Source organism: Aeromonas sp. 603079, assembly GCF_049172135.1.
GTDB classification, from domain to species: Bacteria; Pseudomonadota; Gammaproteobacteria; order Enterobacterales; family Aeromonadaceae; genus Aeromonas; species Aeromonas veronii.
In genome coordinates this window covers 80,304-107,030 of record NZ_JAAKPX010000012.1, presented here as the reverse complement: position 1 = coordinate 107,030, position 26,727 = coordinate 80,304, and the positions used below count along the sequence as shown (strand labels likewise).

The following is a 26,727-nucleotide window of genomic DNA, read 5'->3' as shown; positions in this document are numbered from 1 at the left end:
CGATCGCCTCTGGCCGATCGCGACACCTATGGGAAGATCATCCTTCTCCTCCTTAATTTATGTTTCTTAAGGAGGATGCATGTCATCAATTCAATCGGCGTTAACCGCCATCGATAGTTTTATCTGGGGGCCGCCCCTGCTGATCCTGCTGGTCGGGACCGGTATCTATCTCACCCTGCGTCTGGGTCTGCTTCAGGTCGTGCGCTTGCCGCTCGCTCTGCGGCTGGTCTTTGGCCGCGATCAGGGGCAGGGCAAGCAGGGGGATGTCTCCAGCTTCGGCGCCCTCTGTACCGCCCTCTCTGCCACCATTGGCACCGGTAACATCGTCGGGGTGGCTACCGCCATCAAGCTCGGCGGCCCCGGTGCCCTGTTCTGGATGTGGATGGCGGCACTGTTCGGCATGGCTACCAAGTATGCCGAGTGCCTGCTGGCGGTCAAATACCGCGAGCAGGATGCCAACGGCCAGATGGCTGGCGGCCCCATGTACTATCTGGAGAAGGGGCTCGGTTCCAAACCGCTCGCCAAGCTGTTTGCCCTGTTCGGTATCGGCGTGGCCTTCTTCGGCATCGGTACCTTCCCGCAGGTCAATGCCATCTCCGATGCCATGAGCCTCTCCTTCTCGGTGCCCCGTGAAGCGACCGCCGTGGTGCTGACCCTGATCGTGGCGCTGGTGACCCTGGGAGGGATCAAATCCATCTCCAGCGTGTCGAGCAAGGTGGTGCCCTTCATGGCCATCTTCTACATCGTCGCCTGTCTGGGTGTGCTGGTGAACAACGCCAGCGCCTTGCCCGATGCCGTCATGCTGGTTATCGAGAGTGCCTTCACCGGCCATGCGGCGACCGGCGGCTTCGTCGGTGCCAGCATAATGCTGGCCATTCAGTCCGGGGTGGCGCGCGGGGTCTTTTCCAACGAATCGGGACTGGGCTCTGCGCCCATCGCGGCGGCGGCGGCCAAGACCGATTCGTGCGTGGAGCAGGGGCTGGTCTCCATGACAGGTACCTTCATCGACACCATCATCATCTGCACCATGACCGGCCTGACCCTGGTGGTGACCGGCGTGTGGAGCGGCGATGCAAGCGGCGCGGCCATGACCAGTCTGGCCTTTGCCCAGGGGCTCGATGCTCATGTCGGCCAGTATCTGGTGAGCATTGGGCTGCTGTTCTTCGCCTTTACCACCATCCTTGGCTGGAACTACTACGGCGAGCGCTGCACCGAGTACCTGTTCGGGGTGAAGGCGATCAAGCCCTATCGTCTGGTCTATCTGGCGCTGGTGGCGAGCGGTGCTTTCCTCCATCTGGACATGATTTGGCTGCTGGCCGATATCGTTAACGGCCTGATGGCGGTGCCCAACCTCATCGGCCTGATTGGCCTGCGCCATGTGGTGATCTCCGAGACCCGCGCCTACTTTAGCCGGGATCTGGATAGCGAAGCCGAGCCGGAGCCGCAGACGGCCTGAACGCCTCGGCCCGTTTCACGCTCCCCTTGAAAAGAACAAGCCACGACTCCGGTCGTGGCTTTTTTTGTGCGCAGTGTCTATGGACGGTGATTTTCCCTCTCCCTTCGGAATAAGGTCAGGATGGGGGGGATAGCCCCTCGCTCAGCAGGCTATCCAGACGTGCTCGCACTTTCTCTACCAGTGCCTGATCGCTACCGCGCCAATCGATGCAGCTTGCCAGCGTGGTGGAGGTTCCCGCCATAAAACGCAGCTCGCCGCCCGCCAATTCGTAGAAGCGGCTCGCCATCCTGGTTCCCTCATCCACATCACCCGCCACCAGCAGCATGGCTTGCGCCAGCACGGCACCCTGGTGATCCTGTCCCGGCGCCAGCCAGCGCTGGGCGGTACCGGTGATCTTGCGTCCCCCGCTCACCAGATTGTACTGACCATCGCAAAAGGAGCCGGGCACGAAGTCATAGCTTCCCTCAAGGCCGTACTCCGCCAACAGGGTCAGCAGCGGCGCCCCCAGCAGCCGGTAGTAGTGGGCGAGATCTGTGGTGGTGCGGGGCAGCAGCAGGGATAGGTTGAGGATCCCCGCCCCGTGGGGCACGGCGGTGCCGCCGCTGTCGCGCACATGCACTGGCCAGCCTTCAGCTGCAAGTTGCTGGCAGGCGGCTTCGTAATGGGGGAGGCGGGTATCTTTGCGAGTGACAATCAGGCATTGGGGCGCCTGCCAGAGGTGAGCGCGGGGCTGACCGTCATGGGCACAGTCGCGCAACCTGCACTGCTCTTGCGCCAGTATCTGTGCGGGTGAAGCGGTATCGGGGAGGGGGGAGAGCAGGCGATAGGGCATGGCGGCATCCTCAAAAAAGGCTGCCCAGCACACTACCCGTGGCGACTGGCAAGGTAAAGCCCCGCAGTGCGGGGCTGTTTGCTATCGGTAGGCTGTGTCTCAGGAGTGACGCGCTTCGCGCTTGGGCAGCAGCAGGTTGAGCACGATAGCGGTAATGCCACCGGTGGCGACGCCGTAGGAGAGCACGCTCTTGGCCAGCTCCGGCAGGTGTTGCAGCACTTCCGGCACCTGCGCGACTCCCAGCCCCATGGCCAGCGACACCGCCAGGATCATCAGGGCGCGTCTGTCCAGCTCCTCGCGGGCAATGATGCGCACCCCGGCGGCGGCGATGGTGCCAAACATGACGATGGTCGCTCCGCCCAGCACGGGCTCGGGGATCTGTTGCACCAGACTCGCGACCGCCGGGAACAGGCCGAGCAGGGCCAGCATGGCGGCGATAAAGAGACCGACGTGACGGCTGGCCACCCCGGTCAGCTGAATGACGCCGTTATTCTGGGCGAAGGTGGACATGGGGAAGGTGGAGAAAACCGCTGCCAGCATGGAGTTGGCACCATCGGCCAGCACGCCGCCTTTAATCCGCTCCATATAGACAGGCCCTTCCAGTGGCTCGCCGGAGATATCCGAGGTGGCGGTCATGTCGCCGATGGCCTCGAGCGCCGTCACCACGAAGATGATGGCGAGCGGCACGAACAGCTGCCAGTCAAAGCCGAGACCGTAGTGGAGCGGAATGGGCACCATCACCAGCGGGCCGTCGAAGGTGGGGGCGCTCACTTTGCCCAACAGCAGGGCCACGGCATAGCCCGCCAGCATGGCGATCATGATGGCGGAGAGGCGCAACCAGGGGTTGCGACTGCGTTGCAGCAACACGATAAGGCCGAGCACCAGCAGGGAGAGGAAGAGGTTGGTGTGACTGGCGAAGCTGCCATCGGAGAGGGCTGCATAGCCGCCGCCCATGCTGATCAGGCCTACCTTGATCAGGGTCAGGCCGATCAGCAGCACCACTATGCCGGTGACCAGCGGGGTGATGATCCGTTTCACCAGATGGAGGAAGCGGCTCATCACCACGATAGTGAGTGCGGCAACCATCATGGTGCCAAACAATGTGCCCAACAGATCCTCGGTGGGCATGGCGGCCTGTTTGAGGGCGAGACCGGAGGCGATGATGGGGCCGAGGAAGTTGAAGCTGGTGCCCTGTACCGAGAGCAGGCCGGAACCGATGGGGCCGAAGCGGCGGGTTTGAATGAAGGAGGCGATGCCGGACATGACCAGCGACATGGAGACGATATAACGGGTGTCGGCGGCAGGGAGGCCGAGGGCATTGGCGATAATCAGGGGCGGGGTAATGATGGCGACAAACATGGCGAGCATATGCTGCAGGGCGGCGAACAGCGTCTGGGGCAGAGGCGGGACATCCTCTATGCCATAGACCAGTTCGCTATGGGCTCGCCTGGGTGGATGTGCCTCTCGATTGGCGCGTGTGACAGCAGCCTGTTCCATAAGTACCTCGAATTGTGTGGGGAGGGGGGAGAAAATTGGGCGCTATTGTAGTGATTGAAATGAGGCTGACCAGCGCTAATTATGCAAAAAAAGGTTTATTTTTTGATGGGTTGAAACGTTTGCGCGCTGCGATTATCATCTGTCGGTTTGTGTGATCGACCTCTCCGTTTTATTCCCCCCGCTAATGACATTTTTACCACTTTGTAGGTGTAGAATGAGCCACTCGACCTTGAAGTGGAGGCGATGGATGCTCAAGTTGTCAGAGTTCTGGAGTGCCAGGGCTCACTCCGAAGACTTTACCCGTACTCGTATGGGGTTTATGACGGTGCGTCTGCGCCTGCTCACCTGCCTGCTGATGATTGGTTTGCCCGCCTGGGCCGTGGTGGATTGGCTGACTTTGCCCGCCGTTCATTTCGAGCAGCTGTTTCAGGCCAGGATCTTCTGCACCCTGGCGCTCTCGCCACTTATTCCGCTCTCGTACCTCATCCACTTCAAGCGGGAACGGATGAAGCTGGCCCTTGGCTACCTGATGGCCGTGATGATGCTCTTCTCCCTCTTCTGCCTGAACAGCTTTGGCGCCGGACAGGAGTTGCAGGCGGGTTATGCGGCCTTTCCCTATCTGCTGATCACCCTGTTTGCCATCTTCCCCATCCCCCTCTCCCTCGGCTTGCAACTGGCTGGTGTGGTACTGGTGACCATGCTGCTGGGCCACTGGCTGCTGGTGGGCCAGAGCATCTGGAGTCAGGCCACCCTGAATCAGGTGTGGGTGCTCGGCATGTTTACCATGGCCAGCTGCTGGGTGCAGTGTGGCCAGCTCAACATGCTGCTGCGGCTATATCGGGAATCGACCACCGATGAGCTGACCGGCATGATGAACCGCCGCCTGCTGATGAAGCAGCTGGAGCAGGCCAGAATCCGGCTGCAACTCAAGAAGAAGCCCTTTGCAGTGATGCTGCTGGATCTCGATCGCTTCAAGCGGATCAACGATATCTACGGCCATCTGGCGGGGGATGCGGTGCTCAAGGAGGTGGCGACCACCCTGGGGGAGCAGCTGGAGCCTGACATGGTGCTGGGGCGTTATGGCGGCGAAGAGTTTGCCATCCTGATGCACAACTGCGCAGATCCGGCGCTGGCGAGCAAAATGGCCGAGCGGCTGCGCATTGCCGTTGAGGCGCGGCTGGTGAAGAGCCCCACCTCGGACGAATTGCTGGAGGTGACGGTGAGTATCGGGATTGCCATGGCCCGTTCCGATGACACCATCGATATTCTGATCAACCGTGCTGACGAGTGCCTCTATCAGGCCAAGATGGCGGGACGCAACTGCGTGGTGGTCGAGGGGCAAAACCGCGCAAAAACAGATGCCGCCTGAGGGCGGCATCCTGTAGGCAATGAGCTGACGAGATCAGGCCAGCTTGTACTTGCCGGAGAGCTGCTGGGCCAGCAGCTTGAACATGTTGAAGACTGCCATGGTCTTGCCGGTCGGGGTGCCGTCTTCGGCCAGGAAATACTCCCCCTTGAACACCAGAATATCCCCCTTCTGCTCCACCGAATCGGCGCGCATACCGTGGATGAAGTCTTCATGCTCTTTGATGATCTTGTTGGCCATCTCAAGCAGGGCCGTCTCGGTGATCAGCTCTTTCTGTGGTTGCATGCTCGTCTCCTTAAACGACTACTGGACAGGGAAATCGTGGATCCCTGCCTCTGATTGAAGAGGCGCCCAGCATACTGCAAACAGGGTTTTTCTGTCATTGATATGACCCCGATTTGTGGCTGTTTATCCGATCACCAGATTCTTCAACCAGCAGCGTTGGCGAATACGGCGCTGCACCAGCAACACTTTGCTGAGCTCCTCCAGCAAGACCACCGCCACCACCCAGGAGAGGGGCCAGCCGAGCAGAGTGACCGCCACCCAGGCGAGCGGGATGCCGATGCACCACATGCCGACAATATCGATGAAGATGCTGTAGTTCACATCACCGCCAGAGCGCAGCACCCCGATGATCCCCACCATGTTGAACACCTTGAGCAGCATCCCGAGGCACATGATGCCGAGCACCTGTCCCGCTTCCGTCATCAGCTCGGGGGGCAGGTTGCCGACCCACTGCAGCAGGTTGGCTTGCAGCAGCCAGACGATGATCCCCACCAGTAGCGCGCCAATCGGTGCCAGCAGCAGGAACAGCTGGGAGTGCTGCCAGGCAATCTCGTACTCCTCGGCCCCGAGCCGGTGGCCGAGCAGGGTGGAGCAGGCCACCGCCAGTCCGAAGAAGAGGGAGATAAGGATGCTCTCCAGGGTGCCGAGGGTGGTCATGATGGCCAGCGAATCGGTGCCAAGATGGGCATAGAGAAAGCCGTAAATCAGCATGCCGAAGGCCCATAGGCCGTCGTGGAACAGCAGCGGTAGGGCGATCAGGGTAAAGCGCACCACCTCCTTGCGCTTGAAGGCGGCCAGCCAGTCTGGTGCGCGCGGGATCAGGCGCGCTTCATAACGCTTTACGTAGAGCAGCAGCAGGGCTGTCTGCAGCAGCCGGGAAATGGTGGTGCCCCAGGCCGAACCGGCGACCCCCATCGCCTCGAAGCCGAAGTGACCGAAGATGAGGGCGTAGTTGAGGATGACGTTGGCGATGATGGCGATAATGCCGATCCGGGTCGGCGCGGCGGCATTGCCCACCGAGCGCAGGGCTGATTCCAGCGGCACCACGATGGCGGTACAGAGGATGGTGGCGCCGGTGATCATCAAGAATTGATCCGCCAGTGCCCGCAGCGCCGGATCCTGACTGGCAAAGCCGAGCACGCTGCCCGGTGATAACACATAGATGAAGGCAAAGGGCAGGGTGACCAGCAGGGCGCCCACTATGGCCAGCGCCAGGGAGCGGCGTACCCCGGCCATCTCCCCACGCCCGAAGTATTGTGCTGCCAATACCGAGACCCCGCCCGCGAGGCCCGCTATCACCAGCAGATTGAAAAAGAAGACCCGGTTACCCAAGCCGACCGCCGCCACAGCCGTGGTGCCAAGCTGGCTCACCATCATGATATCGATGAGGCCGAGCAGGGAGAACATCATGGATTGCAGCGAGACGGGCAGGGCCAGTCGCCACAATCGGGTCATGAACTCGCGATCGGTGGTTTGTTTTAAAATCGCTTGCCAATAATTCATAGTTGTTAACCGGGTATGAGAAAAGCAAGGGTTGTCATGGTTATGATAAGGGGTGTAGAGCAGTTACCACTGTGAGTAGATCTCGATTTTCTTGTGTAAAACTATCCTGTTGAGGTGTTATGCCATTTGCCAGCGAGTGTCTGGAGATAGCGCCAGCCTGTGAAGAACGGATGCTGGGGCGAGAGGGGCTACCCCTGCTCGGCGAGGCCGGTATCTTTCTGACCGGCCTCTCGACCATTCGGGAGCACTACCTCATTCGCCGTAATCGGCCCGAGTTTCACATTCTGATGGCGAGCCACAGCGAGGGGGGGGCGCTGCTTACCGACCGGGGCGAGCAGCCAGTCCCGAACGGTTCGCTCATCTTTTTGCCCGCCGCCGTGCCCGGTGGCCTCAAGCTGGTGGGGGAGCAGTGGCAGATGAGCTGGATTTTGCTCGATGACGTGCCGCGCTGGCAGCATCTGCACCGGCTCGGCCACCGTATCTGGCAGGGGGATGGCGGTGATCAGCTTCATCATCTGCTCAGCCTGATCCAGCTCGAAGGGGTTCGTTCCCCACTCCAGCCCCAGTTGCTCACTCTGCTGTTGGCCCTGCTGGAGCGCACCCTGCAAGGGGAAGTGCGTGGCACACCGGAGCTGCGCTTGCAGGCGCTGTTTCGCCGGGTGGAGGCGCGTCTCGACGAGCCCTGGAGCGTGGCCCAGCTCGCCGACCAGATGGCCTGCTCGGTGCCTCATCTGCACCGGCTCTGTCAGCAGCACTTTGGCATGGGGCCGATGGCGAGGGTGACCGAGCTCAGAATGAACAAGGCGCGTCAGCTGCTGCTCTATACCAACTGGCCGCTCAGCGAGCTGGCCGCTCGGGTCGGTTATAGCGATGGCGCCAACTTTGCCAACTCGTTTCGACGCCTGACTGGTCAGACCCCAGGGGCATTTCGTCGACTCGGTCGCAAACCTTTTGCAACGGATATGCAAACTCTTTGAAATTAATGACACAAGCCCCTAGGATCGGCGGGTTCCTGCGTCTAGCTAACCGTTTAGGTATCAAGATCCATGTTTGAAGATAATAACCAGAAACGTCCGCTCTACATTCCCTACGCCGGCCCCGCTCTGCTGGAGACCCCGCTGCTCAACAAGGGGAGCGCCTTCACCAGCGAAGAGCGCAGCAACTTCAACCTCGAAGGTCTGTTGCCCCAGAATATCGAGACCATCGAGGAGCAGGCCGAGCGTGCCTATCGCCAGTTCATGGCGTTTGGCAACGACATGGACAAGCACATTTACCTGCGCAACATCCAGGACACCAACGAGACACTGTTCTATCGGCTGCTGCACAACCACCTGACCGAGATGCTGCCCATCATCTACACCCCGACCGTCGGCAAGGCGTGCGAGGAGTTCTCCAACATCTATCGCCGCGCCCGTGGCCTCTTCATCTCCTATCCGGACAAGGAGAGGATCGATGACATGCTGCAAAACGCCACCAAGCAGAACGTCAAGGTGATCGTGGTCACCGACGGCGAGCGGATCCTGGGTCTGGGTGACCAGGGGATCGGCGGCATGGGCATTCCCATCGGCAAGTTGTCGCTTTACACCGCCTGTGGCGGCATCTCGCCCGCCTACTGCCTGCCGGTGGTGCTGGATGTGGGCACCAACAACCAGCAGTTGCTGAACGACCCCTTCTACATGGGGTGGCGCAATCCGCGCATCTCCGGTGAAGAGTATGCCGAGTTCGTCGATGCCTTCATTCAGGCGGTCAAGCGCCGCTGGCCCGATATCCTGCTGCAGTTCGAGGACTTCGCCCAGAACAATGCCATGCCGCTGCTCAACCGCTACAAGAACGAGCTCTGCTGCTTCAACGACGACATTCAGGGCACTGCGGCGGTGACGCTGGGCAGCCTGATCGCCGCCTGCAAGGCCTCCGGCGCCAAGCTTTCCGAGAAGCGTGTTGCCTTCCTCGGGGCGGGCAGCGCCGGTTGCGGTATCGCCGAGCAGATCGTGGCGCAGATGAAGGCCGAAGGGCTGACCGATGCGCAGGCCCGCAGCCGGGTCTTTATGGTGGACCGCTTTGGTCTTATCACTGACAAGATCCCCAACCAGCTCGACTTCCAGCGCCGTCTCTCCCAACCGGTGGAGCGGATCAAAGACTGGCCAGTGGGGGACAATATCTCCCTGCTGGAGGTGATGGAGCACGGTCGCCCGGACATCCTGATCGGGGTATCCGGCCAGCCTGGGCTGTTTACCGAAGAGGTGGTCAAGACCATGCACAAGCACTGTGCCCGTCCCATCATCTTCCCGCTCTCCAACCCCACCTCCCGGGTCGAGGCGACGCCGGCAGACCTCATCCGCTGGACCGACGGTCAGGCGCTGGTGGCCACCGGCAGTCCGTTTGCACCGGTGGAGTACAAGGGCAAGCGCTACGTCATCGCCCAGTGTAACAACTCCTTCATCTTCCCGGGGATCGGCCTTGGCGTCATCGCCTCCGGCGCCACCCGGGTGACTGACGCCATGTTGATGTCGGCCAGCCGCGCGCTGGCGGAGTGCTCGCCGCTGGTGAAAGGGGAGGAGGGCTCCCTGCTGCCGGACCTGGCGGATATCCATCAGGTCTCCCGCTACATCGCCAAGATGGTGGCCAAGACCGCCATGCTGCAGGGCAAGGCGGTGCAGACCCCGGACGAGGTGATCGATCAGGCCATCGAAGCCAACTTCTGGCATCCGGAGTATCGCCGCTACCGCCGCACCTCCTTCTGATTGGGGAGAAGGGAATGCCACGGCAAAGCAAAAAGGGATGCGAAAGCATCCCTTTTTACTGCACGTCTGACATGGTTATCGCCTCAAGATCAACTACTCGCTGGCGCCCTGTACGCCGGTGACGCGCACCTCGACCCGGCGATCCGGCCCAAGGCAGTCTATGAGGGCGGTTCTGGCTTTGATGTCGTCACACTGGTTGCCGGTGACCGGATTGCTCTCGCCATTGCCCTGAATGCTTACCTTGTCGGCAGGCAGCCCTTTGTTGATCAGAAAGTCGGCAACGGTTTGGGCCCGAGCTTCTGACAACCTCTGATTGCTGGCATCCGAGCCGATACGGTCGGTATATCCCATCACGACGGCACTGCCATCCTTGGGTTGTACATCGACGATCTGCTGGTAGAGAGCGTCCAGCGCGCTCATCCCCTCCGGTTTGAGGTCCGCTTTGCCAAAGGCGAACAACACATCGGAACTGAGGTTGAAGGTCTGATCTACCATCTCCGGTTCGGCCGGTGGCGGGGGGACCACGACCGGTGCGGGCGTGGGAGCCGGCTCTGTCGGCTGGCTGCGATTGGGATGGATCACTACTTCCAGGGTTGCTGTGCTGATGTCGCTGACCCAGCGCTGGGTGCCGCTGTTTGCCTTGTCATTGTCAGGATCATCGCCGACCCTGACCAGATAACGATACCTGGCCTGGAGATCGACCCAGTCATGGAGCCGGGCCGTCACTCCCAGGCCTGCCAGCGGTGCCAGGTTGTCGTCCCCGCCATTGATCGATTCAACGTGATAGATATAGCCACCACCCTCGGCAAACACCGAGAACATCTCGCTGAGCGGCAAACGACCAATCACAGACAGGGTAGCTCCCTTGCTGTTGAAGTCATGGCCGCTGATATCCCAGTCACCGGTGGAGAGGTAACCAATTTCGGCGCCCAGGTTCTCCGTGAAGTTGTAGCCGCCAAACAGGGAGAGCGCAGTCGCATCCTTGCTGACATCCTGGCTGAAATCATTCAGATCGTGGGCTATCGCCCAGCCACCGCCTATCCCGGCATACCAGTCATGGACCGGTACCGCTTGTGCGCCTGTGCTCGCCAATGCCAGTGCAATCCACACAGGTTTTAATCTTATGTTCATCGCGTATCCTCGTCGATGTGTGGTTTAGTGGGGCTGCTTGTTGGTCAAACCCCACACTTATGTATAGGTGACAGGTTGTATTTAACCACTCAAGAGGTGTGGATTGCGGCCATAAGTGAACCTATGTCACTGAAACCATGCGGGAAGAGGAAAGATAGCCTGAGGTGGGCGGCATGGAAGACAATAAAAAGGAGGCCATATGGCCTCCTGCTTATCCAGGTGATCAGGATTATTGTGTGACTTGTTGCACACCGGTGACGCGCACTTCAACGCGGCGATCCGGCGCCAGGCAGGAGATCAGCTGAGCCTTGCCCTTGACGCTGTTGCACTGGGTGCCTGTGACCGGATTGGCTTCACCGCGGCCTTCGATGGCAACTTTGCCAGCCGGCAGGCCCTTGCCAACCAGGAAGTCGGCTACGGTACGGGCGCGTGCTTCGGAGAGTTTCTGGTTGTAGGCGTCAGTGCCGATACGGTCGGTGTAACCGACGACCACGGCACTGCCATCTTTTGGCTGTACGTCGACGATCTGCTGATACAGGGTGTTGAGCGCTGCGACACCTTCTGGCTTGAGGGTGGATTTGCCAAAGGCAAACAGCACGTCAGAGCTCAGGGCGAAGTTCTTGTCAACCACCACAGGTTCTGGGGTTGGCTCGGGTGCTGGTGCCGGAGCGGGGGCCACGTAAGTGGTGCGGTTCGGGTGCATCACCAGCTCCAGGGTTGCGACGCTCATGTCGCTCTCCCAGGTCTTCTGCTCGTCACCCAGACTCCACATGTAGCGGTAGCGGGCTTGCACATCGATAAGGTCGGAGAGCTTGGCTGTCACCCCCAGACCGGCCAGCGGCGCAGTGCCGTTGTCGCTGTTGCCATTGCCGTTGACGTGGTTGAAGTAGGCACCACCTTCGGCAAACACCGAGAAGATGTCACCCAGTGGCAGGCGGGCGATACCGGAGAGGGTTGCACCCTGGGTTTTGAAATCGGCACCGTCAACGCCCGCTTTACCTGCGTAGAGGTATCCCAGTTCTGCCGAGTAGTAGTCGTTGAAGTTGTAGCCGCCGAACAGATTGAGCGCGGTGGCATCCTTGTCAGTGTCTGTCCCGAAGTCATCCAGGTTGTGAGCATAAGCCCAACCGGCACCGACACCGGTATACCAGTTATCGGCGGCCTGAGCCGTGGTTCCTGCGGCGGCGAGCGCCAGTGCAATCAGGGTAGGAGCCATTTTGAGTTTCATCGGTTTATCCTCGTTGTGTTAGCCCATGTCGGGCAATGCACTTGTTTTTATTGCTGCGAAAAATCGCCAGCAAAGTGGATAGCGAAGGCTTATGGACACTCATGAGGCAGTGGCGTCATGGACAACAGACCGGACAAGAAGCGCTTTTTAGTGCTTATCCAATACCTTACAGGCGCAACTACTTTATGCTTTCGGGGCGGGGCAGGCAAGGGTAGGGAGGCGGGAGTGAGGGATGATGCAAGCGAGAATGAGGCAAACAAAAAGGGATGCCGCAGCATCCCTTTCTTTTGCATTATCTGAACGAGGTCAGATTATTGCTGAACTTCTTGTACGCCAGATACGCGAACTTCTACGCGGCGATCCGGAGCCAGGCAGGAGATCAGCTGAGCTTTAGCGGTGATACCGTTGCACTTGGTGCCGGTAACCGGGTTGGCTTCGCCACGACCTTCGATGGCAACCTTGCTGGCAGCCATACCTTTGCTCACCAGGAAGTTGGCAACGGTACGGGCACGGGCTTCAGACAGCTTCTGGTTGTACGCGTCGGAACCGATACGGTCGGTGTAACCAACAACAACAGCGTTGCCATCTTTCGGCTGGAACTCAACGATCTGCTGGTACAGCGCATTCAGGGCTGCAACGCCTTCCGGCTTCAGAGTCTCTTTGCCAAAGGCAAACAGCACGTCTGAGTTCAGTGCGAAGTTCTTCTCTACAACTTGCGGAGCAGGAGCCGGTGCTTCTTCAACAACCGGGGCAGCTACCGGAGCTACGTAGGAAGTGCGGAACGGGTGGTATACCGCTTCCAGAGTAGCGATGCTCTGGTTGGCCTTGTAACGCTCACCGTTGGCGTGCAGGTCAGCCACGTCCCACATGTAGCGGTAACGAGCTTGCAGATCCAGCGCGTCATTTACCTTGTAGGTCACACCGGCGCCAGCCAGCGGGGAAACTTTAGTGTCGCTGGTGCCCAGGCCGTCGGTGTGACCCCAGTAGGCGCCGCCTTCAGCGAACAGGGAGAAGTCGTTGCCAACCGGCATACGGGCGATACCGGACAGGGTGGCACCCTGGCTCTCGTAACGGTTGCCGTCGGTGTTGCCACGACCGGTGTACTGGTAGCCCAGTTCGGTACCGAAGTTTTCGGTGAAGTTGTAACCCATGAAGGCGTTGGCGGCAGCCGCGTCTTCCTGGCCTACATTGGTGCTTTCCAGCTTGTTCAGGCCGTTGAAGTGAGTAGCACCGACACCGGCACCGAAGTAGATGTCGTCAGCGGCGTGAGCAGCGGTAGCACCCAGAGCAGCCATGGCGATGGCGATCATGGAAGGAGCCATTTTCATCATAAAAAAATCCTCGTTGAGATCGCACGTTATTCACGTGCTTCACACTTTGTAATTTATGTAAGCTGCAGGCTCCGCCGTACGGCTGGCGTCGAGTCTGGCAGATGACCCGGTACAACCGGGTTGCACACTCTCCTGGTGTGTCGAGTGCGCTGGCATGGCACGCAATGCGTGAGAAACCACTGCCAGGCAACTGATGTCATTCCGATGACGAGGCGCACTCTATGCCGATTTTAAAACATGATCAAGCTCACAAATGAGCCTTGTGGCAAATTGTGTCGTGACCTTAAATGGCTGTTTATCCAGATTAATTAGTGATCCAGATAGGCCCTGTGCAGTTTCTTTTCCAGTTTCATATAGGCCTGAACCCAGTCGGAGTGCGGGTTGGCAGGATTTGCTCTGGCAGTGAACACCTCGAGGTAGTCTGCTTCCGTTGCACTTTTCAGCAGGGGAGTAAACGCCATCAGGTAGTGGCGGGCCAGATAGGGATCCAGGGGCCAGATGTTGAGGATGGCTCGTGCCACAGGCTGAACCGCGGCTGAACAGATGAAATGGCGGTGTCCCGCCTCCAGCCAGTCGGCCATCTCGCACATGCCCGATTCAGCTACCAGACCACCATCACCCGGGGCGCTTGCCAGCGCAATAGACTGGCCATTTACCGTGGTGAGCTCTTCATTGTTATGCAGGGCACCATCGTGGCTGCGCAAGGGTAGGTTATGCGATTCCTGTTCAAGAAACAGGCTGCAGCTCTCCGGCAGGGCGGCCAACAGCTCGCTGGCCTGGCTGGACATCAAGGCCGGAAGCCAGAATGCTTCGGCACGATATTGTGCACCTTGACTGAGCTGTTGTTGCAATTGGGCCGGGTCAGAAACCGGGTGCAGGCGAGAGATAATGCCGGGAAACGCCATACTTATTCCTCTTAATGGGTAGCTGGCGGATTATACGAGTTATTCTGGTGGCAACAATAAAGGTTTCTTTTCGAGACTGTTTACCTGAGACAGCTGAGCGATTACCATCCCCCGTTGAAGATAAGGGTTGTCGCCGAAAGGCGCTCATAAAGATAGAGGCTCGACCATAACGAGTCCGTACAAAACTGATACACTTGACTACGAGTCGTCGCGAAAAATAAAGACGGATTTAATCCGTCAAACGGAGTATGGAACATTATGAATTCAAATATCGTCACTGTTGGCAAGAAGATCCGTCAGATCCGTGAAGCGGTCGGTTTGAGCCGTCCGAAGTTTGCTGATTTGCTCGGTGTTCCTCCCACCACACTGAAAAACTACGAGCTGGGTTACCGTGAAGTTGGGGGCGCCTTCCTGGTTGCCCTGGCGCACCACCCGGATCTGCACAAGTTCACCCTCTGGCTGCTGGCAGACAAGAAAGTCGCCGAAATCGGCCAGATTGGCCCGGATGACCTCGCCAAGGCGTGATCATCGATGTGAATAGAAATGCCGCCTTCGGGCGGTATTTTTTTGGGTCGCCGATCGATATTTTGATCTAACACGCTTTGAATTATCCATGCAGGCCAACGAGAATAAGCGGCCCCGAAAAGTGGGCCCCTGGTGGTATCTGGCCACCTGAACACTATTACATTCAGGATGATATGAGCAATCGTATGGAGTATGGGTATGAGCAGTAATGAGTTGGATAAACGCTATGGCCTGATGACTGCCATTGCGATGGTGGTCGGCGTGGTGATCGGCTCCGGTGTCTTCTTCAAGGCCGATGATGTACTGCGTCTGACTGGCGGTAATCTGGCCATTGCGCTGCTGGCATGGGCGCTGGGGGCATTTTCGATGATCTTCGGCGCGCTGGTGTTTGCCGAGTTTGCCCAGCGGATCGAAAAGTCCAACGGTATCGTCGATTATGCCGAAGCGGCATACGGCAAAATGTTTGGTTATCTGGTGGGGTGGTTCAAAGGCGTACTCTATTACGCCCCTCTTTCCGCCATCCTTGCCTGGGTCGCCGCTCTGTACACCATGATCTTGCTTGGTAGTGATAATCCGACCAACTCTGGTGCGACCTGGATACTAGCGGCTGTCTATATGACGGTCACCTATCTGATCAACTTCTACACCCCGGTCCTGGCGGGCAAGCTGCAAGTGGGCTCTACCCTGATCAAGTTGATCCCGCTGATCCTGGTTGCCATTGTGGGCACCATTTCAGGCTTGCTCAATGGTGTCACCGTGACCAACTTTGTGCAGGCAATGGATGGGATAGGAAGCACCGGAGGCACGCTGGCCACGGCCGTGGTTGCCACCGCCTTCGCTTATGAGGGGTGGATCGCCGCCGTGACCATCAACAGCGAAATTCGCGATTCCAAGAAGAATCTGCCCAGAGCACTGGTGATTGGCACCCTGATAGTCTTTGTGGTCTATGTCACCTATTTTCTGGGGATCGCCAGCGTCTTGCCGACGGACGAGATAGTGGCGCAAGGGGATAACGCGGTTAATCTCGCGACAACCAGCCTGTTTGGCGGGACTGCCTCGACCATTTTGACCGTGTTCGTGATTATCTCCTGCCTCGGCACCCTCAATGGTTTGGTATTGGCGACCATGCGTATTCCCTACTCGCTGGCGATCCGCAATCAGGGGCCAGCCCCCAAGTGGATGAGCCGTATCGAACCGCATCACCACATGCCAATCAACTCGGCCCTCGCGGCAGCGCTGTTGTCGGTGATCTACTCAGTGCTGTGGTACTGCAGCATCAACGAGACATTCGGTCGTTACATCGCCCTGGACGAGATGCCGATCGTGCTGATTTATGGCCTCTATCTGTTCCTCTATGTCTGGTACATGCGCACCTTTACCGAGTTGGGCTGGATAAAGCGGTTTGTGATCCCGACCTGCGCCACCCTGGGCGCGCTCATCATTCTGTATGGCGGTATCACCAATCCCAGTCTGGGACTCTATCTGCTGGTCTCTGTGGGGGTTATTCTGCTCGGGTTGCTCTTCTACCGTAAGGAGTAACCGGGTAAGTGAGTTGAAAAAAAAAGCGCCGAATGGCGCTTTTTCCATGTGTAAACCGCTGCATGTCGACAACTAACTGCCCAGCAACCCGAGGCGGCCCAGTTCATCCTTGAGCTGATCGAGATTGCGCTCGACACAGGCTTCCCCCTCGTTGATAGCATCGCTGGCGCGATGAAAATCCATGATGGAGAAGCTGCCAAGGCGCGGGCAGAGCTGGATCTCCGGCGGGTCACCGGCCATCCGGGCGCGGGTGATCCGCTCCTGCATGATGTTGATGGAGCCACTCATCACGCTCCACAGACCGGGGGTGGCTGGCGCGGATTCACCGCGATTGAGCCACTGGCTGAGCAGACCGCCGCTGCCGGGTTGATCCGGCTCGTCGGTCCAGGGTTGGTGCATATCGGTGTTGAGGTTGACCGCAATCACCACCTCGGCCCCCATGGCGCGGGCCAGCGAGATGGGCACCGGATTGACCACGGCGCCATCGACCAGCCAGCGGTCGTTGATCCGGGTCGGGGTTAGGATCCCCGGCATACCACAGGAGGCGCGCACCGACTGGCGCAGCGGGCCCTGTTGCAGCCAGATCTCGCGGCCGGTATCGAGCTCGGTGGCGATGCAGGCGAAGGGGATGGGCAGGCTCTCGAGATCGGGATCCCCCAGATGGCTGGCGGCAAGACCAAACACCTTTTCGCCGCGAAACAGACCGCCGGAGAGGGCCGGGTCGAGCAGGCTGACCACCTGCAGGCGGGTAAAGCCGCGCACCCAGGTTTCCAGCCGATCCAGTTCTCCGGCGGCATAGGCGGCACCGACAAAGCTGCCGATGGAGCAGCCAGCGATCAAATCCGGTTTGATGCCGAGACGTTCAAGGGCGCGGATGACGCCGATATGGGCCCATCCTCTGGCGGCGCCGCTCCCGAGAGCGAGCCCAACGCGGGGTTTACGTGGCACGACAGTCCTCCAAAAAAGGGGTTGAGGGCTCAGCTTACTCCGAGAGTCAGGAGGCGTCATCCTGCCATCTTTCGCTGCGGTTGCGACCGTTGGCCTTGGCCTGATAGAGCGCCACATCGGCGCGGCGTACCGCTTCGTGCAGGGGAAGGTTCTCCTGGTGGGGGAGATAGCCGAGGCTGATGGTGACCTCTAGCTCGGGTTCGATGGCGGCCCAGTCGTGATCTGCCACCGCCTTTCTCAGTCGCTCCGCCAGCTCGCCGAGCTGTGTTGCATCACTGCGGCCAATCAGCAGCAGAAACTCCTCGCCCCCCCAGCGGATCAGGCGGTCTGTGGGCCCAAGCTGCTGCTGGCAGATCTGCACCAGCCGGATTAGCACCATATCCCCCACGGCATGGCCAAAGTTGTCATTGACTCGTTTGAAGTGGTCTGCATCGAACATCAGGATCCCCGCTTGCAGCCGGGCCAGCTCTCCCGCCTGCTCCAGTAGCACCACATAGTGGCGGTTGAAAGCGCCGGTAAGGGCATCGTGGCAGGAGAGGTAGTTGAGCCGCTCGTTGAGGCGATGGGATCTCAGGTTGGAGAGGACGGCCAGCAGCATAAAGAGGATGGCGAGCAGGGTCGGCGCGGACTGGCAGAGCATGGCCCACACCAGCGGTAGCAGGGTCACGCTGTGCACCAGCCGCAACGGGGTATCAGGTATCGCCATGATCAGCTGCAATGTGCCTTGCCGCCATTGATATTCGCCGGTCGGTTCGGTGTTTTGCGGCGCCACGGGTTGGCGCGCGCTGCTGGCCAGCACCTGGTGGTACTGATTGAGCAGCAGATATTCCCCCAGCGCCGGGGTCATCTGATCGAGCTGCTGCTGCAGGCGGGCGAGCAGCACATCCATGTTGATCATTCCCACCAGAGTTCCCTCTTTGTAGAGGGGCTGGGACATGGTGACCATGGGGCCGCGCCCGATAAAGTCCTCATAGGGGCGCGAGAGAACGGTCTTCTTGTCCGGATTGGTGCTGTGCAGCGCATCTTGCCAGAAGCTCTTCTGGTAGATGGTGGGATAAAAGCGAAACCGGCTGGAGGGTTGCCAAGGGTAGAGATAGATAAAGTTGTCCACACCGGTGAAGTAGACCCAGGCGATCTCGTTGCCAAGGCGCTGGCTGGCGGTGGCAAGCAAGGGGGAGAGGCTCAGGGCCAGATGAATGCGTGCCTCACGCTCGCTGCCGGGGGGCGGCAGCGGGCCATCACCGGTGAGGTTGCCTGCCAGTCCGGCAGGCAAATCACCGGGGAGCTTGTCGAGAGCCAGCCCCTCTGGCAGCGCCTCGATATGGCGATAGAGCTGGCGGGTGAGCACCGACTGGGGGTCGCTGCGCAGTCGCTCCTCAGCCTGCCCGCGCATCGCCTCCAGAAATACTTCGGTCCGTTTGAACCGATCCCGCAGGTAGATGGCACTGTTGAGGGTATCGCTTTGATAGAGGCGTTCAATCTGTTTCAGGCTTTGCCACAAAGTCAAACCAATCAGCAGGATGACCACGGCGAACAGGAGCCAGGTCAGGCGTGTGAGAAAACGGTGGCCAGACATGTTGGGCATAGGCAGTCAGTCGGGTTGCGAAGGAAATTGTCGTTAGTGTATGCGATGTGGTGTGAAAACAAACTGAACTACCTGAAACCGGGTGAGTTCACCATGCACCTGTTACGTTTTGTCACATTTATACATAGTCACGGCATAGTCTGGGGCTAAAATGGCCCCCACTCAGATTTCCCCTTCTTAACACTTCATGGATTGTTTGATGAAAATGCGTATCTGGATTGGCCTCGGCCTGCTCTCTCTGGTAGCGGCCATCTGGTGGGCGGTTGGCCACTTGCAACCAGCAGCCAAAGCCCCTTCCCGCGAGATAAATATTCGTACCCAGACCGTCAAGCAGAGTCTGGCCGAGCCGACTCTCAAGCTGGTAGGTAAACTGGCGGCCAACCACTCGGTGGTGATCACTCCCGAGGTGACCGGGCGCCTGGTCAAGATTGCGGTGCAGTCGGGTCAGCAGGTCAACAAGGGCGATACGCTGGTCGCGCTGGATGCGGGCAAGCAACAGGCGGAGCTGGCCGAGCAGAGAGCCAGTCTGCGCGACGAGAATCGCAAGCTGACCGAGATGCGCAAGCTGGTCGCCCGTGGAGCCGTCACCCAGTCGGTGTTGGAGGGGCAGGAGGCCACCGTTGATCAGGTGCAGGCGCGGGTCGATGCCGCCCGTTACGAACTCTCCCAGCGCACTCTCACCGCTCCCTTTGCCGGTACCGTGAGCCTGATTGATTTGAGCGAAGGGGCCCTGGTCAATAGCGGCGATACCCTGTTGCACCTCGACGATATCGACACCCTGCGCCTCGATCTGGCAGTGCCGGAGCGCTACCTTTCCCTGCTGCGCCCCGGCATGGCGGTGACAGCGACCAGCGCAGCCTGGCCGGATCAGCGCTTTAACGGCACCCTCACCACCCTCGATAGCCGTATCTCCAACGAGACCCAGAACATCAAGGCGAGGGTCGAGTTACCCAATAATAACGGCCAGTTGCGCCCGGGCATGCTGCTCAACGTGGAGCTCTTGCTCCCCTCCCGCCAGCTCACTCTGATCCCTGCCCAGTCGGTGGAGTACGCCGGCGAGCAGCGTTTCGTCTATCGCCTTGAGGCCGATGGCCGGGTCAAGCGGGTGCCAGTGGTGCTCGGCGAGACCGAGGGTGAGACTGTCTGGGTTACCGAGGGGCTGAAAGTCGGCGATCGCATCGTGGTCGAGGGGCTGGTCAACTTGCGTGATGGTGCCAAGGTGCACGATCTGGCGGAGGTAAATGGCTGATGTGGCTCTCCGATATCTCAGTACGCCGACCGCTGGTGGCGGTGGTGCTCAGCGCCCTGCTCAGCGTGTTCGGTCTGGTCGCTTTTAGCAAATTGACGGTGCGGGAGATGCCGGACGTGCAGATCCCGTCGGTCTCCATCACCACCACCTATGAGGGAGCGGCTCCCGCAGTGATGGAGAGTCAGGTCACCAAGCCCATCGAGGATCAGCTCTCCGGCATCAGCGGTATCAAGAATATCAACTCGGTGACCCGCAAGGGGCGCTCGATGATCACGGTGGAGTTCAAGCTTGGCTGGAACATGGTGGAGGGGGTCTCCGATGTGCGTGACGCCCTGACCCGTGCCAAGAGCAAGCTGCCGGAGGATGCCGACGACCCGCTGGTGACCAAGGATAGCGGCAGCGGTGATGTGGCGGTCTGGCTCAACTTCAGCAGCAGCCAGATGGACCGCACCGCCATGACCGACTACGCCAACCGGGTGCTGGTCGACCCCTTGAGTCTGGTGGACGGGGTGAGCGAAGTAGCGCTATCCGGCGATCTCACCCAGGTGATGTATGTGCGGCTGCGCCCGGCCGACATGGCTGCGCGCGGCGTCACGGTGGCGGATGTGCAGGATGCCCTCAAGCGCGAGAACATCGAGCTGCCGGGCGGCGAGATCCGCAACAACTCCATGACCATGTCGGTGCAGATTGCTCGGCTCTACCACACGGCTGAAGATTTCCAGCAGTTGCAGGTGCGTACCGCCGCCAACGGTCAGAGTGTCTATCTGGCCGACATTGCCGATGTGGAGGTGGGAGCCAAGAACGAAGACAGTGCCTACCAGCGCAATGGCCGCGAGAGTCTGGGTATCGGCATCGTCGCCCAGTCCACCGCCAACCCGCTGGCGGTGGCACAGGGGGTTGAGAAGAAGCTGGTGGAGATGCAGCGCTTTCTGCCGGAGGGGGCCAAGCTGGAGGTTGACTACGACTCCACCATCTTTATCAAGCAGGCCATCGACGAGGTATATGAAACATTGGCCATCTGCGCCGTGCTGGTGGTGGCGGTGCTCTATCTGTTCCTCGGGCAGGGGCGCACCACCCTCATTCCTGCCATCACGGTACCAGTGTCGCTCATCTCCGCCTTTATCGGCGCCTGGTATCTCGGTTTTTCCATCAACCTCATCACCTTGCTGGCGCTGATCCTCGCCATCGGTCTGGTGGTGGATGATGCCATCGTGGTGGTGGAGAACATTCACCACCATCTGCAGCGGGGTGAGTCACCCCTGCTGGCGGCCTGGCACGGCACCCGCGAGGTGGGCTTTGCGGTCATCGCCACCACGGCGGTGCTGGTAATGGTCTTTATCCCCATTGCTTTTATGGATGGCATGGTGGGCAGGCTCTTTACCGAGTTTGCGATGTTGCTTTCGTTGGCGGTGCTCTGCTCCTCGCTGGTGGCGCTGACCCTCACGCCAGCCATGGGCTCCTGGCTGATGCGCCCGCTCGACAAGCCGAACCGGCTGACGGCGGCTCTCGATCGCGCTTTGGGCCGGATGGAGGGGCACTATCGTCATCTGCTGCAGGGGCTGCTGCGTCGCTCGCGCTGGATGCCGCTGGCGCTGCTGCTCTGTCTGGCCGGTATCGGTGCCCTCTTTACCCAGCTGCCTAGCAGTCTCACCCCGACCGAGGATCGCGGTGTGGTCTTCGTCTTCGTCAAGGGGGCGGAGGGGACCAGCATCGAGCGGATGAAGCGCAACATGCAGCAGGTGGAATCGACCATCATGCCGATGCTGGGCCAGGGGGTGGTCAAGGCGATGAGCTTCAGTACCCCCGCCTTTGGCCGTGGCGGCGATCAGACCGGCATGGTGATCATCCAGCTCACCGACTGGGCCGAGCGTGATGTGACCGCCACCGAGTTTTCCCGCTCGCTCGGGGCCAAGCTGTCGGTTATTCCCGATGTGATGATCCGCACCTTCCAGCCAGGCTTCCGTGGCGGCTCTACCGCTGCGGTGCAGTTCGTGCTGCAGGGCAACGACTATGCCGAGCTCTACCAGCAGGGGCTAGAGCTGCAAAAAGCAGCGCAGGCCAGTGGCCTGATGATAAGCCCGGATCTCGACTACGCCGAGAAGACTCCTGAGCTGCAGGTGACCGTCTCGCGCGACAGCGCCAGCCAGCTCGGCATACCGGTCTCCACCGTTGCCAGCACCCTGCAGGCGATGTTGGGCGGGGTGAGCAAGACCACCTATGTGGACAGGGGCGAGGAGTATGACGTCTATCTGCGCGTCAACCAGAAGGAGTTCAACGGCATCTCGGATCTCGGCCGCATCTACCTGAAAGCGGCCAATGGCGAGATGGTGAGCCTCTCGACCCTGGCGACCGTCAAGCAGGTGGCGACCGCCAATCGCCTCAACCACTATCAGCGCCAGAAGGCGGTGACCCTGACCGCCGATGTGGCACCGGATCACACTCTGGGCGAGGCGCTCGACTTCCTCGATGGCTGGGCCAACGAGCATCTGCCGAGCGGTATGACGGTGGATTACGCCGGTGACTCCAAGGATTACCGCGACAATCAGGGGGAGATGGCGATGGTCTTCGGCCTCGCCCTGCTGGTGGTCTATCTGGTGCTGGTGGCCCAGTTCGAGAGCACCCTCACCCCGACTGTGGTGATGATGACGGTGCCGCTCGGCATCTTCGGCGGTCTACTTGGCCTCTGGTTGACGGGGCAGGAGATGAGCATCTACAGCCAGATCGGGATGATCATGCTGATCGGCATGGTGACCAAGAACGGTATTCTCATCGTCGAGTTCATCAACCAGTTGCGTCAGCGCGGTGAAGGATTCGAAGAGGCGATCATCGCGGGTTCGGTGCGCCGTCTGCGGCCGATCTTGATGACCTCGCTCACCGCCATCATCGGCGCTGTGCCGCTGATGCTCTCCATGGGGGCTGGCTACGAGAGCCGGATGGCGGTGGGGACCGTGGTCTTCTTCGGTCTCTCCCTGGCGACTCTGGTTACCCTGCTGGTGGTGCCCGCCACCTACCACCTGATCGCCCGTCACGCCAGCATGACCGGGCAGCGGGATCAGCAGGTAGATGAGGCGCTGGCCGCCAGGGGGGACACTTCTGAGCCATAACGGCAGTGTCCGATGCCAGCTTTGACTGGGGCCGCGGAGCGTATCAGTCCGCACCCGCAAGCGTGCAGAGCCCGATAGCCGGCTCTGCACGCGCCATCCCCTCGGACTGATAGCCCGTCGAGTGGTTAATCTTCACAACAAACCACTGGTCAAGTGGCTCGACAAACATCACGGTTCTACGGTGTGGCCGGTTACGGAGCCGTGCCGTGCGTGAAGTGGCCTATTCCCCGATCCCCCTCATCATCTCTTTTTCCCCTCCATTTCTGCGGCTTGAGATCGTTTTTACCTAATTGGCACTTTTATTGCTTTTGGTCCGTCAGCGTCAATGATTTGTCTGGGGACAGAAAATGGAAATTAGTGCAAGCAGCCTGATGCAAGAGATGCAGGCTCTCAAGGTAGAGGCCGGTGCAACCCCGCTGTCACAGCCTGGCCGTCAGGTGACCTCCGATTTTGGCCTGCTGTTGCAGCAGGCGCTCGGTAACGTCAACGAGTTGCAGGGCGCAGCCAATGATCTGCGCACCCGTTTCGATATGGGCGACAAGTCGGTGGATCTGGCCGAGGTGATGATCGCGGGCCAAAAATCCTCCATCGCCTTTGAGGCGACGGTGCAAGTGCGCAACAAGATGGTTGATGCCTACAAAACCATCATGAATATGCCGGTCTGAGCGATGACCGTGCATCATGACATGTCAGCAATAAGGACATAAATCGTGGCTACTGACCAAAATGGCGATCTGCTGATAAACGATGAGGGCACCGCCGCCCTCGATGCCAACGAGCAGAAGAGCTCGGCACTGGGATTCTTGTCCAATACCGATGTACTGCGCCAGATCACTCTGATCCTGGGGCTTGCCATCTGCCTCGCCATCGCCGTCTTCATCCTGCTGTGGGGCAAGGAGCCGGATATGCGCCCTCTTGGCACCTATACCACTCAGGAGCTGGTCAAGACCCTCGACTTCCTCGATCAGCAGAAGATCCCCTATGAGGTCGATGGCAAGAGCGTGCTGGTCAGTGCCGAGAACTTTGCCAGTATCCGGTTGGCACTGACCCGGGCCGGCCTCACCAATGCGGCCGATGTAGCCAATGGTGGAGAGGATATTCTGCTCAAGGACTCCAGTTTCGGTGTCAGCCAGCGGATGGAGGCCGAGCGCCTCAAGTTGAGTCGCGAGCGCCAGTTGGCGAGCGCCATTGAACAGTTCCAGAATGTGGCCAAGGCCCAGGTGCTGCTGGCCATCCCCAAAGATAACGTCTTTGCCCGCAACGAGCGCAAGCCCAGTGCTACCGTGGTACTCAACCTGAAAGGGGCGGCACTGGGGCAGGGGGAGGTGGACTCCATCGTCGATATGGTGGCCTCTGCGGTACATGGCCTGGAGCCGACTCGTGTCACCGTCACCGACCAGAATGGCCGCCTGCTTAATTCCGGCTCCCAGGATCCCGTCTCTGCCCAGACGCGCAAGGAATTTGCGATGCAACAGAAGCAGGAGCTGGAGTACAAGCAAAAAATTGACGCCATTCTGATCCCGGTGCTTGGCGCCGACAATTATACGGCGGAAGTGGATCTCTCCCTCGACTTCTCCCAGCAGGAGCAGACCCGCAAAACCTACAACCCGGATCTGCCTGCAGTGCGCTCCGAGATGACGTTGGAAGAGAACAGCTCCGGCGGCAGCAATGGCGGAGTGCCGGGGGCTCTCAGCAACCAGCCCCCTGCCGCGTCCAATATTCCTGAACAGGCCACTGGCGGTGATGGGGCCAGCGCTGCTGCCTCGGGGCGTTCTCGCAAAGAGGCGACCCGCAACTTCGAACTGGATACCACCGTCAGCCATACCCGGCGTCAGATGGGGGGCATTCGCCGCATGACCGTCTCGGTCGCGGTGGATTACAAGGCGGTGCCCGGTGCCGACGGGGCTGTGACCCGCGAAGCGCGCACCCAGGCGGAACTCGATACCCTGCGCCGTTTGCTGAGCGGTGGCCTTGGCTTTGATGTGACCCGTGGTGATACCCTCGAGGTGGTCGCCATTCCGTTCAATCGTCCCGAGCTTGATACCGTGGCCGAGGTGCCGCTCTACGATCAGCCCTGGTTCTGGCGTGCGGTACGGATTGCCGCCTCGGTACTGGTGATTATTGTCTTGATCGTCACCGTGGTTCGCCCCATGCTCAAGCGGCTGCTCTATCCGGATGCCAAGCCGGAAGGGGAAGTGGACTTTGACAACCACACCGTATTGGGGGGTGACGACGAGCTCAGCTTGCTGGCAGCCCAGGTTGAGGGAGAGCAGGTATTCGGGGTGCGCGATGGTCAGCTGAAACTGCCGGATCTGCACCGTGACGAAGATTTGCTCAAGGCGGTGCGTGCGCTGGTGGCGAACGAACCGGATCTGGCCGCTCAGGTCATTAAAGAGTGGGTAACCAAAGATGCCTGAAGAAACTAAAAGCCAGGTGACCGGCAACGACATTACCGACAGCCAGCGCCAGTTGCTGGATCAGATGTCCGGTATGGAGATGGCGGCTGTATTGATGTTGAGCCTCAACGAAGAGGATGCCGCCCAGATCTTCCGCCATCTCGAACCCAAGCAGGTGCAGCGGCTCGGTATGTCGATGGCCTCCATGTCCGATTTCAGTCACGATCGGGTGGCGGCGGTGCACCGTCAATTCATCGACGATATCCAGAAGTACACCAACATAGGTATCGGTAGTGAAGACTTTGTGCGCAAGGCGTTGGTGGCGGCCCTTGGCGAGGACAAGGCGAGCAACCTGGTGGACCAGATCATTCTCGGTTCCGGCGCCCGTGGCCTCGATTCGCTCAAGTGGATGGATGCCCGTCAGGTGGCCAGCATCATCCAGAACGAACACCCGCAGATCCAGACCATAGTGCTCTCCTATCTGGAGCCGGAGCAGTCCGCCGAGATCCTGAGCCAGTTCCCGGAGCAGGTGCGCCTCGATCTGGTGATGCGTATCGCCAACCTCGAAGAGGTACAACCGGCGGCACTGCAAGAGTTGAACGACATCATGGAGAAACAGTTCGCCGGTGCGGCCGGTGCCCAGGCAGCCAAGATGGGCGGCCTGAAGGCAGCCGCCAACATCATGAACTATCTGGATACCAATATCGAAGGCCAGTTGATGGACTCCATCCGCGAGTCGGACGAAGAGATGAGCCAGCAGATCCAGGATTTGATGTTCGTGTTCGAAAACCTCATCGATGTGGACGATCGCGGTATCCAGACTCTGCTGCGGGAAGTGCCTGGGGATCTGTTGCAGCGCGCCCTCAAGGGGTCCGACGATCAGATGCGCGAGAAGATCTTCAAGAACATGTCGAAACGGGCGGCAGAAATGCTGGCAGACGATCTGGAGGCCATGGGGCCGATCCGGGTCTCCGAGGTGGAGGCTGCCCAGAAGGAGATCCTCTCCATCGCCCGCCGTCTGGCGGATGCCGGCGAGATCATGCTGGGTTCCGGCGGTGGCGAGGAGTTCCTCTAAACCATGGCCAACTCATGTAACCTGTCTGCCG

General features: G+C 59.8%; 21 protein-coding genes. 11 read left to right on the top strand and 10 right to left on the bottom strand.

The features are described from left to right. The first annotated feature begins 79 nt into the window (after window positions 1-79). Complete coding sequence (locus G5287_RS10875; RefSeq protein ID WP_421231274.1) at window positions 80-1,456, top strand: alanine/glycine:cation symporter family protein; 1,377 nt, start codon at window positions 80-82, stop codon at window positions 1,454-1,456. Between the two features lie 115 nt (window positions 1,457-1,571). Here G5287_RS10875 and G5287_RS10870 read toward each other — a convergent pair whose 3' ends face one another. Both G5287_RS10870 and G5287_RS10865 read right to left on the bottom strand, forming a co-directional pair. After that, window positions 1,572-2,288 carry a lipoyl protein ligase domain-containing protein gene (locus G5287_RS10870; RefSeq protein ID WP_421231273.1) on the bottom strand — a complete coding sequence of 239 codons (717 nt, stop codon included), beginning with the start codon at window positions 2,286-2,288 and terminating at the stop codon, window positions 1,572-1,574. A gap of 99 nt (window positions 2,289-2,387) precedes the next feature. Further along, entirely contained in the window at window positions 2,388-3,785 is a 1,398-nt protein-coding gene (locus tag G5287_RS10865) for a nucleobase:cation symporter-2 family protein (protein WP_040066712.1), read from the bottom strand. Window positions 3,786-4,032: 247 nt separating this feature from the next. On the opposite strand from G5287_RS10865, the gene G5287_RS10860 reads away from it, so the two are divergent. Next, on the top strand, window positions 4,033-5,154 hold the full coding sequence (locus G5287_RS10860; protein ID WP_421231272.1) for a GGDEF domain-containing protein: 1,122 nt from the start codon (window positions 4,033-4,035) through the stop codon (window positions 5,152-5,154). Window positions 5,155-5,187: 33 nt separating this feature from the next. Here G5287_RS10860 and G5287_RS10855 read toward each other — a convergent pair whose 3' ends face one another. Beyond that, a complete protein-coding gene (locus G5287_RS10855; RefSeq protein ID WP_005338382.1) occupies window positions 5,188-5,436 on the bottom strand; it encodes a YciN family protein in 249 nt (82 codons plus the stop codon). Between the two features lie 123 nt (window positions 5,437-5,559). Beyond that, window positions 5,560-6,939: an MATE family efflux transporter gene (locus tag G5287_RS10850; protein WP_047435970.1), complete on the bottom strand. Its 1,380-nt coding sequence runs from the start codon at window positions 6,937-6,939 to the stop codon at window positions 5,560-5,562. A 119-nt stretch (window positions 6,940-7,058) separates the two neighbouring features. On the opposite strand from G5287_RS10850, the gene G5287_RS10845 reads away from it, so the two are divergent. Beyond that, window positions 7,059-7,916 carry a helix-turn-helix transcriptional regulator gene (locus tag G5287_RS10845; protein ID WP_421231271.1) on the top strand — a complete coding sequence of 286 codons (858 nt, stop codon included), beginning with the start codon at window positions 7,059-7,061 and terminating at the stop codon, window positions 7,914-7,916. Window positions 7,917-7,985: 69 nt separating this feature from the next. Next, window positions 7,986-9,680, top strand: coding sequence for an NAD-dependent malic enzyme (locus G5287_RS10840; RefSeq protein ID WP_421231270.1), 1,695 nt, complete (start codon window positions 7,986-7,988; stop codon window positions 9,678-9,680). Between the two features lie 93 nt (window positions 9,681-9,773). Here G5287_RS10840 and G5287_RS10835 read toward each other — a convergent pair whose 3' ends face one another. The 4 genes from G5287_RS10835 to G5287_RS10820 form a co-directional block, all read right to left on the bottom strand. Next, on the bottom strand, window positions 9,774-10,811 hold the full coding sequence (locus tag G5287_RS10835; RefSeq protein WP_421231269.1) for an OmpA family protein: 1,038 nt from the start codon (window positions 10,809-10,811) through the stop codon (window positions 9,774-9,776). A gap of 229 nt (window positions 10,812-11,040) precedes the next feature. Beyond that, window positions 11,041-12,039 (bottom strand): porin OmpA, encoded by a 999-nt coding sequence (gene ompA, locus G5287_RS10830; RefSeq protein ID WP_421223357.1) that lies wholly within the window; start codon window positions 12,037-12,039, stop codon window positions 11,041-11,043. 311 nt (window positions 12,040-12,350) lie between these two features. Next, window positions 12,351-13,370 carry a porin OmpA gene (ompA, locus tag G5287_RS10825; RefSeq protein WP_421206209.1) on the bottom strand — a complete coding sequence of 340 codons (1,020 nt, stop codon included), beginning with the start codon at window positions 13,368-13,370 and terminating at the stop codon, window positions 12,351-12,353. A gap of 308 nt (window positions 13,371-13,678) precedes the next feature. Then, window positions 13,679-14,275 (bottom strand): hypothetical protein, encoded by a 597-nt coding sequence (locus tag G5287_RS10820; protein ID WP_421206210.1) that lies wholly within the window; start codon window positions 14,273-14,275, stop codon window positions 13,679-13,681. A gap of 258 nt (window positions 14,276-14,533) precedes the next feature. Between G5287_RS10820 and G5287_RS10815 the strand changes: the two genes are divergently transcribed. Both G5287_RS10815 and G5287_RS10810 read left to right on the top strand, forming a co-directional pair. After that, window positions 14,534-14,800, top strand: coding sequence for a helix-turn-helix domain-containing protein (locus tag G5287_RS10815; protein WP_005338367.1), 267 nt, complete (start codon window positions 14,534-14,536; stop codon window positions 14,798-14,800). A gap of 198 nt (window positions 14,801-14,998) precedes the next feature. Then, a complete protein-coding gene (locus tag G5287_RS10810) occupies window positions 14,999-16,339 on the top strand; it encodes an APC family permease (protein ID WP_005338365.1) in 1,341 nt (446 codons plus the stop codon). 72 nt (window positions 16,340-16,411) lie between these two features. On the opposite strand, the gene G5287_RS10805 is transcribed toward G5287_RS10810, so the two are convergent. Next, the gene (locus G5287_RS10805) at window positions 16,412-17,287 is read right to left on the bottom strand and encodes a patatin-like phospholipase family protein (protein ID WP_100654262.1); all 876 of its coding nucleotides are present in this window, start codon (window positions 17,285-17,287) and stop codon (window positions 16,412-16,414) included. 46 nt (window positions 17,288-17,333) lie between these two features. Continuing rightward, on the bottom strand, window positions 17,334-18,872 hold the full coding sequence (locus G5287_RS10800; RefSeq protein WP_421231268.1) for a sensor domain-containing diguanylate cyclase: 1,539 nt from the start codon (window positions 18,870-18,872) through the stop codon (window positions 17,334-17,336). A 199-nt stretch (window positions 18,873-19,071) separates the two neighbouring features. Here G5287_RS10800 and G5287_RS10795 point away from each other — a divergent pair, with 199 nt between their 5' ends. The 5 genes from G5287_RS10795 (at window position 19,072) to fliG (ending at window position 26,696) form a co-directional block, all read left to right on the top strand. After that, window positions 19,072-20,121, top strand: coding sequence for an efflux RND transporter periplasmic adaptor subunit (locus G5287_RS10795; protein WP_266134070.1), 1,050 nt, complete (start codon window positions 19,072-19,074; stop codon window positions 20,119-20,121). Further along, window positions 20,121-23,225 carry an efflux RND transporter permease subunit gene (locus tag G5287_RS10790; RefSeq protein WP_421231267.1) on the top strand — a complete coding sequence of 1,035 codons (3,105 nt, stop codon included), beginning with the start codon at window positions 20,121-20,123 and terminating at the stop codon, window positions 23,223-23,225. The genes G5287_RS10795 and G5287_RS10790 overlap by 1 nt, the downstream gene beginning before the upstream one ends. 347 nt (window positions 23,226-23,572) lie before the next feature. Next, entirely contained in the window at window positions 23,573-23,890 is a 318-nt protein-coding gene (gene fliE / locus G5287_RS10785; RefSeq protein WP_042011636.1) for a flagellar hook-basal body complex protein FliE, read from the top strand. Between the two features lie 45 nt (window positions 23,891-23,935). Further along, window positions 23,936-25,642, top strand: coding sequence for a flagellar basal-body MS-ring/collar protein FliF (gene fliF / locus G5287_RS10780; protein ID WP_266134068.1), 1,707 nt, complete (start codon window positions 23,936-23,938; stop codon window positions 25,640-25,642). Beyond that, window positions 25,635-26,696 carry a flagellar motor switch protein FliG gene (gene fliG, locus G5287_RS10775; RefSeq protein WP_216951816.1) on the top strand — a complete coding sequence of 354 codons (1,062 nt, stop codon included), beginning with the start codon at window positions 25,635-25,637 and terminating at the stop codon, window positions 26,694-26,696. The genes fliF and fliG overlap by 8 nt, the downstream gene beginning before the upstream one ends. Window positions 26,697-26,727: the final 31 nt, after the last annotated feature.

Bases quoted from the DNA above. Each gene is read 5' to 3' on its own strand.
- G5287_RS10795 (WP_266134070.1), top strand. From the start codon at position 19,072: ATGAAAATGCGTATCTGGATTGGCCTCGGCCTGCTCTCTCTGGTAGCG.
- G5287_RS10810 (WP_005338365.1), top strand. From the start codon at position 14,999: ATGAGCAGTAATGAGTTGGATAAACGCTATGGCCTGATGACTGCCATT.
- fliG (WP_216951816.1), top strand. From the start codon at position 25,635: ATGCCTGAAGAAACTAAAAGCCAGGTGACCGGCAACGACATTACCGAC.
- ompA (WP_421206209.1), bottom strand. From the start codon at position 13,370: ATGATGAAAATGGCTCCTTCCATGATCGCCATCGCCATGGCTGCTCTG.
- G5287_RS10820 (WP_421206210.1), bottom strand. From the start codon at position 14,275: ATGGCGTTTCCCGGCATTATCTCTCGCCTGCACCCGGTTTCTGACCCG.
- G5287_RS10790 (WP_421231267.1), top strand. From the start codon at position 20,121: ATGTGGCTCTCCGATATCTCAGTACGCCGACCGCTGGTGGCGGTGGTG.
- G5287_RS10860 (WP_421231272.1), top strand. From the start codon at position 4,033: ATGCTCAAGTTGTCAGAGTTCTGGAGTGCCAGGGCTCACTCCGAAGAC.
- G5287_RS10850 (WP_047435970.1), bottom strand. From the start codon at position 6,939: ATGAATTATTGGCAAGCGATTTTAAAACAAACCACCGATCGCGAGTTC.
- G5287_RS10835 (WP_421231269.1), bottom strand. From the start codon at position 10,811: ATGAACATAAGATTAAAACCTGTGTGGATTGCACTGGCATTGGCGAGC.
- G5287_RS10800 (WP_421231268.1), bottom strand. From the start codon at position 18,872: ATGCCCAACATGTCTGGCCACCGTTTTCTCACACGCCTGACCTGGCTC.
- G5287_RS10815 (WP_005338367.1), top strand. From the start codon at position 14,534: ATGAATTCAAATATCGTCACTGTTGGCAAGAAGATCCGTCAGATCCGT.
- G5287_RS10865 (WP_040066712.1), bottom strand. From the start codon at position 3,785: ATGGAACAGGCTGCTGTCACACGCGCCAATCGAGAGGCACATCCACCC.
- ompA (WP_421223357.1), bottom strand. From the start codon at position 12,039: ATGAAACTCAAAATGGCTCCTACCCTGATTGCACTGGCGCTCGCCGCC.
- G5287_RS10875 (WP_421231274.1), top strand. From the start codon at position 80: ATGTCATCAATTCAATCGGCGTTAACCGCCATCGATAGTTTTATCTGG.
- G5287_RS10855 (WP_005338382.1), bottom strand. From the start codon at position 5,436: ATGCAACCACAGAAAGAGCTGATCACCGAGACGGCCCTGCTTGAGATG.
- G5287_RS10840 (WP_421231270.1), top strand. From the start codon at position 7,986: ATGTTTGAAGATAATAACCAGAAACGTCCGCTCTACATTCCCTACGCC.
- G5287_RS10870 (WP_421231273.1), bottom strand. From the start codon at position 2,288: ATGCCCTATCGCCTGCTCTCCCCCCTCCCCGATACCGCTTCACCCGCA.
- G5287_RS10845 (WP_421231271.1), top strand. From the start codon at position 7,059: ATGCCATTTGCCAGCGAGTGTCTGGAGATAGCGCCAGCCTGTGAAGAA.
- fliE (WP_042011636.1), top strand. From the start codon at position 23,573: ATGGAAATTAGTGCAAGCAGCCTGATGCAAGAGATGCAGGCTCTCAAG.